7 protein-coding genes are annotated in these 15,104 nt (G+C 39.9%); all 7 read left to right on the top strand.

What is annotated here, in order from left to right:
- Nucleotides 1–11 precede the first annotated feature (11 nt).
- The 7 genes from pepN to RB215_RS08100 all read left to right on the top strand — a co-directional run bounded on the left by pepN (nt 12) and on the right by RB215_RS08100 (nt 15,050).
- Nucleotides 12–2,606, top strand: coding sequence for an aminopeptidase N (gene pepN, locus RB215_RS08130; RefSeq protein WP_309216187.1), 2,595 nt, complete (start codon nt 12–14; stop codon nt 2,604–2,606).
- Nucleotides 2,607–2,609: 3 nt separating this feature from the next.
- The gene (locus RB215_RS08125; protein ID WP_086998601.1) at nt 2,610–2,831 is read left to right on the top strand and encodes a DUF2835 domain-containing protein; all 222 of its coding nucleotides are present in this window, start codon (nt 2,610–2,612) and stop codon (nt 2,829–2,831) included.
- Nucleotides 2,832–3,084: 253 nt separating this feature from the next.
- A complete protein-coding gene (locus RB215_RS08120; RefSeq protein WP_309216186.1) occupies nt 3,085–5,184 on the top strand; it encodes a DUF1302 domain-containing protein in 2,100 nt (699 codons plus the stop codon).
- 13 nt (nt 5,185–5,197) lie between these two features.
- Nucleotides 5,198–6,562 carry a DUF1329 domain-containing protein gene (locus RB215_RS08115; protein WP_011328351.1) on the top strand — a complete coding sequence of 455 codons (1,365 nt, stop codon included), beginning with the start codon at nt 5,198–5,200 and terminating at the stop codon, nt 6,560–6,562.
- 131 nt (nt 6,563–6,693) lie between these two features.
- Complete coding sequence (locus RB215_RS08110; protein WP_011328350.1) at nt 6,694–7,689, top strand: YCF48-related protein; 996 nt, start codon at nt 6,694–6,696, stop codon at nt 7,687–7,689.
- The gene (locus tag RB215_RS08105; protein WP_011328349.1) at nt 7,689–10,010 is read left to right on the top strand and encodes an RND family transporter; all 2,322 of its coding nucleotides are present in this window, start codon (nt 7,689–7,691) and stop codon (nt 10,008–10,010) included. The genes RB215_RS08110 and RB215_RS08105 overlap by 1 nt, the downstream gene beginning before the upstream one ends.
- 210 nt (nt 10,011–10,220) lie before the next feature.
- Complete coding sequence (locus RB215_RS08100) at nt 10,221–15,050, top strand: NAD-glutamate dehydrogenase (RefSeq protein ID WP_011328348.1); 4,830 nt, start codon at nt 10,221–10,223, stop codon at nt 15,048–15,050.
- Nucleotides 15,051–15,104: the final 54 nt, after the last annotated feature.

Raw genomic sequence — 15,104 nt, 5'->3', positions numbered from 1 at the left:
TTGGAGTATTTATGACTGCCGCACAAAAACCGCAAACACAATATTTAAAAGATTACCAAGCGCCAGACTTTTTAATTAATCACACCGAGCTTAACTTTGATTTACAGCCGTTAACAACAAGAGTCACTGCGCTACTTACATTGAGCCGCGTGGGCGCTAAAACGGCACCTTTAGTACTCGATGGCATTGATTTACGCTTAGTGTCGCTTTCAATAGATACTCATGATATTAGCGATTATAAAATAGTGGGTGAGCAACTCATTATTAATAACCTACCAGATCACTGCCAACTTAGTATAGTGACCGAAATTTCTCCGCAAACAAATACTTCTCTAGAAGGACTTTATTTATCGGGTGGGGCTTATTGTACTCAGTGTGAAGCGCAGGGTTTTAGAAAAATAACTTACTATATGGACCGTCCAGATGTTTTATCAACATTCGATGTAACCATAATAGCAGACAAAAAATACCCGCAGTTACTCTCTAATGGCAACATGGTAGATAGTGGTGAAACGCAAGACGGTCGTCATTTTGCTAAGTGGCAAGATCCGTTTAAAAAGCCAAGTTACTTATTTGCGTTAGTGGCGGGTGACTTTGATGTATTAAATGACAGCTATACTACAAAAAGTGGTAAGAATGTCGATTTAGCCTTATTTGTAGATAAAGGTAACTTGTCAAAAACACCGCATGCAATGAGCTCACTTAAAAAAGCGATGCAGTGGGATGAAACACGCTTTAATTTAGAATATGACCTTGATATTTATATGATTGTTGCCGTTGATTTTTTCAACATGGGAGCGATGGAAAATAAAGGGCTTAATATTTTTAATAGTAAGTGCGTTTTGGCAAATCAAGAAACCGCTACCGATAAAGACTATCACACCATTGAATCTATTGTTGGGCATGAATACTTTCATAACTGGACCGGCAACCGCGTAACCTGTAGAGATTGGTTTCAGTTATCGTTAAAAGAAGGTTTAACAGTATTTAGAGATCAAGAATTTAGCAGTGATTTGGGCTCGCGAGCGCTAAACCGTATTGATGCCGTTAAAGTAATGCGTACTCACCAGTTTAGTGAAGATGCAGGGCCTATGGCGCATCCTATTCGTCCAGAAAAAGTAATTGAAATGAATAACTTTTACACTGTGACTGTATACGACAAAGGTGCTGAAGTTATACGTATGATGCACACCTTGCTTGGTGAAACTAACTTTCAAAAGGGCATGACACTTTACTTTGAACGCCACGATGGCCAAGCGGTTACCTGTGACGATTTTGTAAGTGCTATGAGTGATGCATCTAATATTAACTTAGAGCAATTTAAACGTTGGTATAGCCAATCGGGTACTCCTCGTTTAAATGTACAACAAAGTTACCATAGCGAGACGCAAACGTTTAGCCTTACCATTGAGCAGGCTGCGCCAATTAATCAGCCACAAAACGATACTTTGCATATTCCTTTTGCAATTGAGCTGTTAGATAGCAAGGGGAAAAGTGTACCGTTACAATATAAAGGTCAGAGCGTTGATCATGTGCTTGATGTAACTAAAGCAACGCAAACATTTAATTTTGATCAGCTAGCAGAGCAACCTGTTGCCGTTTTATTGGAAGACTTTTCAGCCCCGTGTATATTAAAGCAGCACAGTAACGATCAAGACCTATTGCACATAATGCGCTTTGCGCGTAGCGACTTTTCGCGTTGGGATGCACAGCAACAGCTATTTATTAATGCGGTTAAGCGTGGTATTGCAAGCAAAAACCCTGAACCATTAAGTAATGAAATAATAGCAGCATTACAGGTATTAATAGCCAGTAGAGCAGGTGACTTGGCATTACTTGCTGAACTGTTAAAACTCCCTAGCTTTGATACCTTAGCAGCTGAGTTTGAGACGATCCCAGTTGATGCCATTCTTACTATTACGCAGCAGTTTGAACAGCAAATAGCCGATACCCTTGAACAAGAATTTATTAATTGTTACCAAGCACTTGAAGACGATGGCAGTGTTAATGCGGCTGCTGTGGCAATACGTTCATTAAAACAACAATGTTTGTATTACCTAGCAAAAACAGACAGTTTACCAGCGGCTGAATTTATAAAAGAAGCTGCAAGCTCAACTAATATGACCAATGTGCTCGGTGCGCTCAGTGGTGCTATAAAAGCGTCGCATACATTAAGTGACACCTTGCTTGCACATTTTGATAGCCAATGGCGACACGACGTATTAGTAATGGACAAATGGTTTGCACTGCAAGCCATGCAGTCGGGTGATGATGCAATTGACAATATTAAAGCACTGTATGAACATCCTTGTTTTGACTTTTCAAATCCTAACCGAGTGCGTGCTTTAATTGGCAGTTTTAGCCACTTTAATACCGCGCAATTTCATCGCCTAGATGGTAAAGGTTATGCTTTGCTTGGTGATTTACTCATTAAGCTCAATACTATTAATCCGCAAAATGCATCACGCATGTTAACGCCTTTTATGTCGTGGAAACGTTACGATAAAGTACGTTCTGCAGCAATGAAAACACAACTGCAGCGTTTAGCTGATTTAGATACGCTGAGCGACGATTTATTTGAGAAGGTTGAAAAAGCCTTAAATTAAATCATGATTGAATATTATTTTAGATTAAATTTGAGCTACAACGAATGCATGGATTACTACCATGGACGTTATAGCTCAGTACAAGTTGTAGATGACAGCGGTAAAACCATTCGATTTGCCGCAAACTACCTGCGCCCCTACATTTCTAGTTTAGGGGTGCGAGGTAGGTTTAGATTGATACTTACCCCCGAAAATAAGTTTATCCGCCTCGAACGAGTAGCCTAAGCGCTTGTATTTATGTTATAGATATACATAAATATTGCCTTTTTGTTAATTTCGATTTGTCCTATTGTTAATTTGCGTGTATAAATTACTGGTATGACGTCTTACCATTGCGTAAACGTCAGTGAATAAAAAAAGATTATGACTGATTGAAGGCGACTGTTTGTAATTTGTTTAATTCGCTTCTATCGTTACGATTACACTAAAAACAATAACTTGATCACACAAAATGACCCGCGACAGGGGGGAAACCAAAATGATAAGAAGATCGCTTTTTGTTAAAAATAAAATCGCTATAGGTTTAGCAGCCGCAAGCTTAGGGTTATCTGCAATGACTGCACAAGCGGCAGTTTTTGAAGCTGGAGGTTTTGATATAACTTTCGACTCCACTTTTTCTTATGGGCAAAGTATTCGTGTAGAAGACCGAGACTTTGGCTTAATAGGTAAAAGTAACAACCCTTCATTCGATTGGACGGGTTATAACCCAGCCTTAAACAATACCGTTTACTCATCGCAAGATGTTTGGGCGCAACCAGGATCATATTCAAACAATGGTGATGCAGGCGATTTAAACTTTGATAGTGGTGATTCGTTTTCAAAACTATTAAAGGGCACCCATGATCTATCTATCAGTAAAGATAATTATGGTTTGTTTACTCGATTTATGTATTTTTATGACTTTGAGTTAATGGATGGCGATCGTGCTTATGTAAACCCTACCTCAGGCCAAGGCGTCGATCCATGTGATGACAAAGATACAAAAGCACAAAGCTGTGCTGACATCCGTTTATTAGATGCGTATGTATGGGCAAGCTTTGATTTAAATGAAGGAAAAAACCCGCTATCAATTCGCGTTGGTCAACAAGTAATAAATTGGGGTGAAAGTACATTAATATCGCATGGTATTAACGTTAACCCAGTTGACATAGACCGTTTAAAAGCGCCTGGTGCAGAGCTTAAAGAAGCCTTTATACCTGTTGGTATGTTATGGGCATCGTTAGGTATTACTGATAACGTAACCTTAGAGGGTTTTTATCAATACCAATGGCAAGAAACACGCTTACCAGCAACGGGAACGTATTTTTCTACCAATGACTTTGCCTCTGAAAATGGTTATCAGCAAAATGTGCAGTTAGGTTTTACTTCAAATCCTGATATTGATTTAGCATTTTTAACCGACAGTTTAAATAATTTAACCTCTGACTTTGCCCTAGCAGCCTCACTCAAAGGCGTTGATCCTTCAAGTGCTCAAGGCAAAGCGCTACTGGCCGAAATGTATTTAGCCTATCCAACTAAGGTAGCACTAAAAGGTAAAGGCGATGAAGGTAAAGTAGAGCCGGATGACGGCGGCCAATACGGTTTACGTTTAGGCGTGTTTTTACCTGAATTTAATGACACGGAAGTGGCATTTTATCATGTGAATTATCATAGCCGTCGCCCGTTAGTATCTGGTCGAGTGTCTAATTTCACTCAAGCTTCACTTGCCCAAGATTTAGCAATGATTACAACGACTGAAATCACTGAAGATAATATTCATAATTTAAGAGCTTTCTCTTTAGCAAAAAATGAATACCCAGAAGACATTAAACTCTATGGTTTGAGCTTCAACACATCTTTAGGTGAAACTGCGTTTGCCGGTGAGTTTACTTTTCGCGAAGATGAACCACTACAAATTGACGACGTAGAGCTACTTTATGCTGCAATGCCAGAGCAGTTAGCTGTAGCAGGTTTACGCCCTGAATTTGCGGGTATTTCACAAATGAGCCCAGGCAATGCAGTTAGTGTTGTTGGCCCAGGTGAATTAGCAAAAGGTTATATAGAGCGTAATACCAGTCAATTACAATTTACCGCGACGCATTTATTTGGCCCATCTTTGGGTGCAGATAGCTGGGCTGTGGTAGGTGAGGTTGGTGGCGTGCGTATTCATAGTATGCCGGAGTACGATGAAATGCGTTTAAACGTTTCTGGTACTGGGCGTAGTGGCATTATGACCGGCCCAGGCAGTTCTGATTATTCTGCGCTACATATGGCGTTATCAAATGGAGCAGAGCAAAAAGAGTTTGCTACGGCTACATCGTGGGGTTATCGCTTAATTGCTAAAGGTGATTATTATAACCTGTATAACGGTATTAACTTTTCGCCACGTTTTGTATTTTCTCATGACGTAAATGGTAGCACGCCAGATCCTATGTTTTTGTTTATAGAGGATCGTAAATCGTTAGGTGCAACCATGAACTTTAACTATCAAAATGCGTGGTCATTAGATGTTAGCTACAACTCATTTTGGGGTGGCGGCGACATTAATACCTTCTCTGATCGCGATTACATTTCATTTAACTTAAAATATTCTATTTAGGGGTAATATTATTATGATTAAAAAACCTACCCTCATTGCTACTGCATTTTGTAGCTTGTTTGCAAGTCACGCTGCTTTAGCTAAAATTAGCAGCGAAGAAGTTGCGCGCTTAGGTGCAGACTTAACGCCACTAGGCGCTCAAAAAGCAGGCAATGCAGATGGTTCTATTCCTGCGTGGAATGGTGGTATTACCGCAGCACCGGCAGGTTATAAAGCAGGTATGCATCACTTAGACCCGTTTAATACGGATAAAGTGTTGTTTACTATTGATAAAAGCAATATTGAAAAATATAAAGCGAACTTAAGCCCTGGCCAAATTGCGTTATTTGAAGCGTATCCTGATACCTTTAAAATGCCAGTATATGCAACTCGTCGCTCTGCTTCGTTCCCGCAATTTGTATATGATGCAACTAAGCAATTTGCACCCACTGCAGAGCTAATAGAAGGCGGTAATGGGATTAAAAGTACAGCAATTGGTATTCCATTTCCTATTCCTAAAACTGGTTTAGAGGCAATTTGGAATCACTTGCTACGTTACCGTGGTCAGTCTATTGAGCGTTTTGGCGGCCAAGCAGCACCTACCGCTTCGGGTTCGTATAACTATGTTGGTTTTGATGAGCAACTACTAGTTAAATACTCAGATCCAAGTGCTACACCTGCGCAACTGCAAGACTCAAATATTTTGTTTAAGTTTAAACAAAAAGTAACAGAGCCGGCACGCCTAGCGGGTACTGCGTTATTAGTGCATGAAACCATGGACCAAATATTAACGCCACGCCAAGCATGGACCTACAACAGTGGTCAACGTCGTGTTCGTCGTGCACCTAACGTTGCTTATGATGCACCAGGTACAGCAGCTGACAGCTTACGTACTACTGATGACTTTGACATGTTTAACGGGTCACCAAACCGTTACACCTGGACATTAAAAGGTAAGCAAGAGCTTTATATTCCATACAATAGTTATAAGCTCCATAGCGATAAACTAAGCTATGACGAAATATTAATGCCAGGACATATTAACCCTGAGCATACACGCTACGAAAAGCACCGTGTGTGGGTGGTTGAAGCTAACTTAAAAGATGATACGCGCCATATTTATAAAAAACGTGTGTTTTATATTGATGAAGATAGCTGGCAAGTACAGGTTACCGATATTTACGATAACCGTGACCAACTTTACCGTGTAGCTATGGCTTATGGCCTTAACTACTATGAAGTACCAACGCAGTGGAGTACGTTAGAAGTTTATCACGATTTAAACTCTCGTCGTTACTTAGCAATTGGTTTAGATAACCAGCACAAAATGTATGATTTTTCTCAGTCGTTTAACGACAATGAGTTTACATCAAGCGCATTACGTCGCGAAGGTAGATAGTTAATAGTAGGCACCTAACCGATTGGTTAGGTGCCTTTTTTCCTTTCTCATCGCGTTTGTCTTTTTGACGCGCAGGGCTTTTCCTCACCTAAATAGACAAACAATTCCCCAGTTCAAGGCGATTTAAATTTATGAAGTATTTGGTATATGCCAGCCTGATCCTCAGCGGTGCGAGTGTTGCACAAGAAACTCCTCAATTTGCTATTAGTGCAATAAACGCCGATAAAACGTTATTGACTGATATTACCCAAACTAAAGCGGGTTTAGTGGCTGTTGGTAAGCATGGCACTGTAATTACAAGTATTAATGGTATTGATTGGCAACAAGCAGAATCGGTGCCAACTCAAGTATTGTTAACTGCGGTTGATTTTACTAATGAAAACAATGGCTGGGCCTGTGGGCACGATGCAACAATAATAAATACTACAAATGGTGGTAAAACGTGGCATTTACAACAAGCTAAGCCAGAGATAGATAAACCGTGTTTAGATATTTTATTTAAAGATGAGCTACATGGTTATGCTGTGGGGGCTTATGGCATGTTTTATCAAACCAGTGACGGTGGTAAGCACTGGCAAAAACGTTTTTTAGACTCGCTATTATTTAGTGACGATAGAGAATATTTGAGTGATTTAAAAGAACACGACCCAGAAGGTTATGAAGCAGAAACAGCCTCAATTTTGCCGCACTTTAACCGCATTGAGCAAACTCCAGACGGTTTAATGTTAGTGGGTGAAATGGGCTTAATGGCAAAAAGTACCGATGCAGGCTTAACATGGCAGCGAGTTGACGAAATTTACCCAGGATCATTTTTTGCATTTAGCGCCAATGCGCAGCAAGAGGTAGTGGCAGGATTACGAGGCAATGTTTTTACTCGCCAGCAAGGTGATCAAAATTGGCAGCACCTTGATAATAAAAAAACAGCAACGATTAACAACATCATAAATTATAACAATGAACAATGGCTAATGTTGGCCAATAGCGGCGTGATTTTTCATTTGCAAAACGCTGAGCTTACACATGAGCAGTTGGCCGACGGTAAAGCAATTCTAGATGGTGTGATTTTAAATAATAAACTAATCATGGCAACAGAAGATGGCATTAAAGTGAAGGAGTTGACCCCTTAATGCATAAGATTTTAGACTTTATAGAAAATGCGATATTTAAACATCGCTTAATTATGCTTATAAGTTTTGTGCTTATAACCTGTTTATTGGCATTTAAAGCGACACAAATTCAACTTGATGCCTCGTTTAATAAAAACATTCCGTTAAACCACGATTATATGAAGGTATACACCAAACATGAAAAGCAGTTTGGTGGCGCTAACAGTATTTTAATTTCGGTGTGTGACGACAGCGGCGATATTTTTAATCCTGAATTTTTTACCCAATTAAAAGCGGTACACGACCAGCTATATTTTATCCCTGGTGTTAATCGACCTTTAGTAAATTCAATATTTTCACCCAGCGCTCGATTTGTTGAAGTAGTTGAAGATGGTTTTGCCGGCGGGCCAATAATTCCTGCTAATTTTAAAGCCGATAAACAGGGTTTAGGGGTCGTTAAAGAAAATATCGAAAAAGCGAAAGTAGTTGGGCGCATGATTGCCAGTGACTATTCGTGTGCGATGGTGACAGCGCAATTAATGGAAACCGATCCGCAAACCCAAGAAAAGCTCGATACCTTAGCATTTGCGCAAAAACTCGAAACACAACTACGTGAACCGCTAAGCACCGACAAGGTGAGTATTCATATAATTGGTTTTGCTAAAATGGCCGGTGATATAGCCGAAGGTGCAAAAGGTGTGGTGGTATTTTTTGCCATCGCGATTGCCTTTACTTTTATTATGGTTTGGCTATTTTGTGGCAGTTTAAAGCTGACTATTTTACCTATAATGTGTTCGATCATTGCTGTAATTTGGCAATTAGGGCTACTGTCGAGTTTAGGCTTTGGCTTAGATCCTATGTCTATTTTGGTACCTTTTTTAGTATTTGCAATTGGTGTGAGCCATGGTGTGCAGATGATTAACGCGATAGGTAAAAAAGTAGGCGAAGGTAAAAGTACGCGAGAATGTTGTCAGTCAAGCTTTAGAGCATTATTGATCCCAGGCGGCATTGCGTTGTTATCGGATACGGTTGGCTTTTTAACTCTGCTAACCATTGACATTGGTATTATTAGAGAGCTTGCTATAACAGCTAGTTTAGGTGTTGCGGTAATTATATTTACTAACCTGATTTTACTCCCTGTATGGGCGTCGTATATGCACTTTGAAAATAGTGTACATATTCAATCGGGTGATGCTAAAAAACCAAATATGCTTGATGCAATTAGAGATTTATTGGTTAAAGCCACCGATCCTAAAATTGCTAAAATGATAATTGCTTTTACTTTAGTGTTATTTGCACTTGGTTATTGGCAAGCAGATAAAATGCGTATTGGGGACTTACATGCTGGCGCACCATCATTGCACCAAGATGCACGCTATAACCAAGACACATTTTTAATCTCGGACAAATACACCATTTCGTCTGATATCTTAAAGGTAATTGTAGAAGCGTATCCTGCAGCATGTACTGAGCATGATGTGATGCAGCGTATTAGCCGTTTTCAATACAAAGTAGAGAATGTTGCCGGTGTGCAATCAGCGGTAAGCTTAAGCTCGGTAGCGCAGTCGGTAAATGCCGGTTATAACGAAGGTAACCTTAAATGGCAAAGCCTGCCACGTAACTCTGCAAGCTTAGTACAATCTACCTCGCGGGTAGAAACCAGCACGGGATTACTCAACGGCGATTGCTCAGTGATGCCAGTGATTATCTTTTTAGATGATCATAAAGCGCAAACAATTGACCTTGTAATTGAAAGTGTTAAACGCTTTGCACAAGAAGAGGGCACAGATAAAGTTGCGTTTAAACTCGCATCAGGCCCAGTAGGTGTAATGGCAGCCACAAACGAGTCAGTGTCAGCGGCGCAAATTCCGATGATGCTGTATGTTTACGGCGCTGTAATTGTTTTGTGTTTACTAAGCTTTAGAAGCGTAAAAGCAACCATTGCAGTAGTGTTACCTCTGTATGTGGTATCTACTCTTGCACAAGCACTAATGGTACAGCTGGAAATTGGCTTAACCGTATCTACACTGCCAGTTATTGCATTAGGTGTGGGTATAGGCGTTGATTATGGTATTTATATATTGTCGTCGATGATGGGACAGTTAAAGCAAAATGTACCGCTGAGTGTGGCTTATCGAAATGCGTTAATTGAGCGCGGTAGTGCAGTATTATTTACCGGTATTACACTTGCTATTGGCGTGAGTACTTGGATTTTCTCTGATTTGAAATTTCAAGTTGATATGGGAATTTTGCTTACCTTCATGTTTTTAGTAAATATGCTGGGTGCAGTGCTGCTTTTACCAGCAATTGGTAGCTTGCTCTGGACTGACCAGAAAAAATAAAGTGAATAAGTTTGCTCCTAAATGGCCTGTAAAGGCCATTTATATCTATAATTTGTGAATAGATGACCAAATAGCTGAAAAGCTAAAAATGTTTTCATCGTAAAAGGCTGTTTATTAGTTGTAAACGAGTTAGAATTTGCTCGACTCCACGCTAATAAATGCTGTACAAATATTCTGCTATTAAGCAGTAATAGATTTAAGGAATAAACAATGACACGAAATGAAGGTCAAGCCTCAGTTATTTTAGATAATGTTTGTAAGCTTATCCACAAAAAAGTTCGCGCTGATAATGTGTTACTCGTTGAAAAATTCGCCAAAGCCTTGTACAGCAATATGTCTAAAGAGGATTTGGCTAATCGTAACGATAGTGACTTATATGGTGCTGCACTAAGCCTTTGGAATTCGCTAGAAAAGAACACGTCTGATGACGCGGTTATTCGCGTTTTCAACCCAGAAGTGGCAAAAGATGGCTGGCAGTCATCGCATACCATTGTTGAGATTATAGCTAAAGACATGCCGTTTTTAGTTGATTCAGTACGTATGGCCATGACTCGTGAAAATATTGCCTCTCACTTATTACTACATAGCCCGCTTAAAATCCAACGAGATGAAAATGACAAGATCTCAGGTTTATCTGGTTTAAAAGCAGAGCAAGAATCAACCTCGACCAAAACAGTATTCTTTATTGAAATTGACCGTCAAACAGATTCAGCTGTGATTGAGTCTTTCAAACAAGAGTTAGAGTCTGTACTTACAGATGTATCGGTAGCGGTAGAAGACTGGCAGCCAATTCGCGAAAAGCTAATTGCAGTTAGTAAAGAGCTACCAAAACGTCGTGCTGGCAAAAATAATGCTGAAGTAGATGAAACGGTTGAGTTTTTAGACTGGTTAGTTAAAGACAACTTTACCCTAATGGGCTATCGCCAATATGAGTTATCGCCAATACAGGGTGATTACGAGTTAAAAGGCGTAATGGAAACCAGTTTAGGTTTGATGAAAAATGCCGGTGTAGAACACACTCGTCTACTTTCGGAATTACCAGAAGCTGCTCGCCAAGATGCGCGTAGTAGTAACTTACTAATTTTAACTAAAACTAACTCATTATCACGCGTACATCGCCCGGCTTATATCGACTATGTTGGTGTAAAACGTTTTGATGACAAAGGCAATGTTATTGGTGAGGATCGCTTTATTGGCTTGTTCTCGTCAAACTTTTATAACTACAGTGCGGCAGACGTACCGGTTCTTAAAAGTAAAATTGACCGTATTATGCAAATGTGTGATTTTGCCAAAGGCACCCATGCTTATAAAGCGGTGCTTAATATTTTAGAAACCTACCCGCGAGATGAACTTGTACAAGCCCGCGAAAGCGAATTGCTAGAAGTTGCAATGGGCGTGTTGCAAGTACAAGAGCGTGATATGTGTCGCTTGTTTGTACGTAAAGATGCCTATGGACGTTTTTTCTCATGTATGGTTTATGTACCACGTGAGCGCTATAACACGGCACTGCGTCATGAAACGCAAAATATTTTAGCAAATGCATTTAATTCTGACGAAAAAGTCGAATTTACAACCTATTTCTCTGAGTCAACACTAGCCCGTACTCATTATACCGTGCGTGTGACTGATAATAATATAGAGTATAAAGTGAAAGACATTGAAAACAATTTAGTTGAAGCGGCCCGTACTTGGGAAGATAAATTACAATCAGCCTTACTAGAGCAAGCTGGCGAAGCACGCGGTAATGAATTAAACCGTAAGTATGCTCAAGCATTTGCTCGCTCATATAAAGATGAAGTATTACCAAGTGCAGCTGTTGTTGATATTGAAAAGCTAGAAATGCTTAACGATGAAAACAAACTTGAAATGTTATTTTATCGCCCGCAAGAAGAAGCTAACAGCAATGTTGTGCGTTTAAGCTTATTTCATAAAGATGAGCCTATTCACTTATCTGATGTGATGCCGATGCTAGAAAACTTTGGCTTACGTGTCGTTGGCGAAACACCTTATTCAGTTAAAACTAGCGATGGTAGCATTAATTGGATCATGGATTTCTCTATGCTAATTGATAGCAAAGGGATGGCAGATTTTGATAAAATTTCAGCACGTTTTCGCGCTGCGTTAACCAGTGTTTGGAATAACCGCTTAGAAAACGACGGTTTTAACCGTTTAGTATTAATGGGTGGTCTTACTGGGCGTGAAGCGTCAATATTACGTGCGTACGCTAAATACATGCGCCAAATTGGGGTTACCTTCTCGCAAGCTTACATTGAAGGCACTTTTGCAAATTATCCACACATTGCAGCAAAAATTGTTAACTTGTTTACTAAAAAGTTCTCAGTTAAAAGCCCTGCAAGTGAAAAAACACTTGAAAAGCTTAGTACAGAAATATATTTAGAACTTGAAAACGTAGCCAATCTTGATGATGACCGTATTATACGTTTATACGTTGATATGATAGTGGCAACACTGCGTACTAGCTTCTTTCAAAAAGATGGCAATGGCCAATTTAAATCGTATGTATCGTTTAAAATTAAGCCAAGCTTAATTCCTGGCGTACCATTACCATTACCGGCGTTTGAAATTTTTGTATATTCTCCGCGTATTGAAGGTGTGCATTTACGATACGGTAGTGTTGCCCGTGGTGGCTTGCGTTGGTCAGATCGCCGTGAAGATTTCCGTACTGAAGTACTTGGCTTAGTTAAAGCACAACAAGTGAAAAATGCGGTAATTGTGCCAGTAGGTTCAAAAGGCGGTTTTGTTTGTAAACAATTGCCAACTGAGCGTGAAGCATTCTTAAAAGAAGGCCAAGAATGTTACAAAATCTTTATTCGTGGTTTGTTAGATATCACAGATAATATTGTACAAGGTGAAATTGTTGCGCCTGTAGATGTAACTCGCCACGATGGCGATGATGCTTATTTAGTTGTAGCAGCCGATAAAGGTACTGCAACTTTCTCTGATATTGCTAATGGCATTGCAAATGAATATAACTTTTGGCTAGGTGATGCGTTTGCATCAGGTGGCTCAGTGGGTTATGACCATAAGAAAATGGGTATTACAGCACGTGGCGCGTGGGAATCAGTTAAACGTCATTTCCGCGAAATGGATATTGATTGTCAAACAACCGATTTTACCGTGGTAGCTATTGGCGATATGGCAGGGGATGTATTTGGTAATGGTATGTTGTTATCTAAACATACTCGTTTACAAGTTGCATTTAACCATATGCATATTTTTATTGACCCAACACCAGATGCAGCAGCAACGTATCCTGAGCGTGAACGTTTATTTAAATTACCGCGTTCATCGTGGGAAGACTTTAATAAAGATTTAATTTCTGCCGGTGGTGGTGTTTTCTCTCGTGCGGCTAAGTCGATTACACTAAGCCCAGAAATGAAAAAAATGTTAGGCACTAAAAAAGCCAGCATGACACCAACTGAACTGATCAAAGCTGCGCTAATGATGGATTACGATCTATTGTGGAATGGTGGTATTGGTACTTATGTTAAGAGCAGCAAAGAAACTGACGCCGATGTAGGGGATCGTGCAAACGATGCACTGCGTATTAACGGTGGCGAGCTAGGTGCTAAAGTATTTGGCGAGGGCGGTAACTTAGGTGCAACTCAGTTAGGACGTATTGAATTTGCAGCGAAAGGCGGCCGTGTTAATACTGACTTTATTGATAACGTAGGTGGCGTTACTTGTTCAGATAACGAAGTTAATATTAAGATTTTACTTAATGGTTTAGTTACCTCAGGTGACTTAACGCGCAAGCAACGCGATGAACTTTTATACGCTATGACAGACGAAGTGTCTAAGCTGGTATTGAATGATTGTTATCGTCAAACACACACTATTTCAATTACTCAATCTAAAGGCTCATCAACGCTTAAAGAGAAAATTCGCTTTATTCATGCTCTTGAAAAAGAAGGCAAGCTAAATCGTGCGATTGAGTTTATCCCAAGTGATGAAGAATTAGCAGAACGTGCAGCAGCTGGCAAAGACTTAACACGTCCAGAGTTAGCGATTTTAGTGTCGTACTCTAAAATGGTACTTAAAGAGTCATTTGTTACAGATGAAATTACTGAAAATCCATATTACCGTCAATTGTTAGTTAATTCGTTCCCGTTACCACTGCGTGAGAAGTTTAACGAAGCGATGGATAATCACCCACTTCGTAAAGAAATTATTGCCACTAAACTGGCTAATCAAATTGTTAACGATATGGGCCTTAACTTCATGGTGCGTATGCATGAAGAAACCGGTGCAAATGAAGCTGAAATTGCTTTATGTTATTCAATTGCCAGCGAGTTGTTCCAAATGAGCGATACGTGGGCCTCGGTTGTTGCACTTGATAATAAAATTCCGGCTGCTGTACAAACCGAAATGCTATACCAATTACGTCGCACGGTTCGTCGTGTAACACGTTGGTTCTTACGTCATCGGAACAAAGCACAAACAATTACCCAAACAGTTGAATTTTTTGCGCCAACATTTGCAGATTTAAGTGCTAATTTAACAACGTATATGGTTGATAAAGAAGGCGAGCTTTTAGTTGCAGCTGCCCAAGAGTTAACACAAAGTGGTGTGCCTGCAGAACTAGCTAATCGCATTACTGGTTTATCTAGCTTGTTTTCTGCTATGGACTTAGCTGAAATCTCAGCAAGTTCGAAACAAAGTATCGATACTGTATCGCATACTTACTTCAAGCTTGGTGCAAACATGGGCTTACATTGGTTCTTAGAGCAAATTACTAAGCAACCAGTAGCAAACCATTGGCAGGCATTAGCGCGTGCATCGTACCGCGAAGAGCTTGATTGGCAACAACGTACATTAGCAGAAGTGGTATTAAACGGTTTTGCTGATGATAACAAAGATGTTAATGGCCAAATTGAGCAATGGATGGATAGCCAAGAGTTATTATTACAACGTTGGAAGCAAATGCTTGCAGAGTTTAGAACATCACAAACTCACGATTTTGCTAAGTTTTCAGTAGCACTACGTGAACTCATGTTATTAAGCCATAACTGCGTGTAATAGAATAAAAACCATAATTAATGCCTACTCATTATTTTCCTTGGTGAAAATAAT

It is taken from the genome of Pseudoalteromonas sp. HL-AS2 (assembly GCF_031198805.1).
Classification (GTDB): Bacteria; Pseudomonadota; Gammaproteobacteria; order Enterobacterales; family Alteromonadaceae; genus Pseudoalteromonas; species Pseudoalteromonas nigrifaciens.
This window is presented reverse-complemented; position numbering and strand designations above follow the sequence as displayed.

Excerpts from the sequence above, each read along its gene's own strand:
- pepN (WP_309216187.1), top strand. The coding sequence starts at position 12 with ATGACTGCCGCACAAAAACCGCAAACACAATATTTAAAAGATTACCAA.
- RB215_RS08125 (WP_086998601.1), top strand. The coding sequence starts at position 2,610 with ATGATTGAATATTATTTTAGATTAAATTTGAGCTACAACGAATGCATG.
- RB215_RS08120 (WP_309216186.1), top strand. The coding sequence starts at position 3,085 with ATGATAAGAAGATCGCTTTTTGTTAAAAATAAAATCGCTATAGGTTTA.
- RB215_RS08115 (WP_011328351.1), top strand. The coding sequence starts at position 5,198 with ATGATTAAAAAACCTACCCTCATTGCTACTGCATTTTGTAGCTTGTTT.
- RB215_RS08110 (WP_011328350.1), top strand. The coding sequence starts at position 6,694 with ATGAAGTATTTGGTATATGCCAGCCTGATCCTCAGCGGTGCGAGTGTT.
- RB215_RS08105 (WP_011328349.1), top strand. The coding sequence starts at position 7,689 with ATGCATAAGATTTTAGACTTTATAGAAAATGCGATATTTAAACATCGC.
- RB215_RS08100 (WP_011328348.1), top strand. The coding sequence starts at position 10,221 with ATGACACGAAATGAAGGTCAAGCCTCAGTTATTTTAGATAATGTTTGT.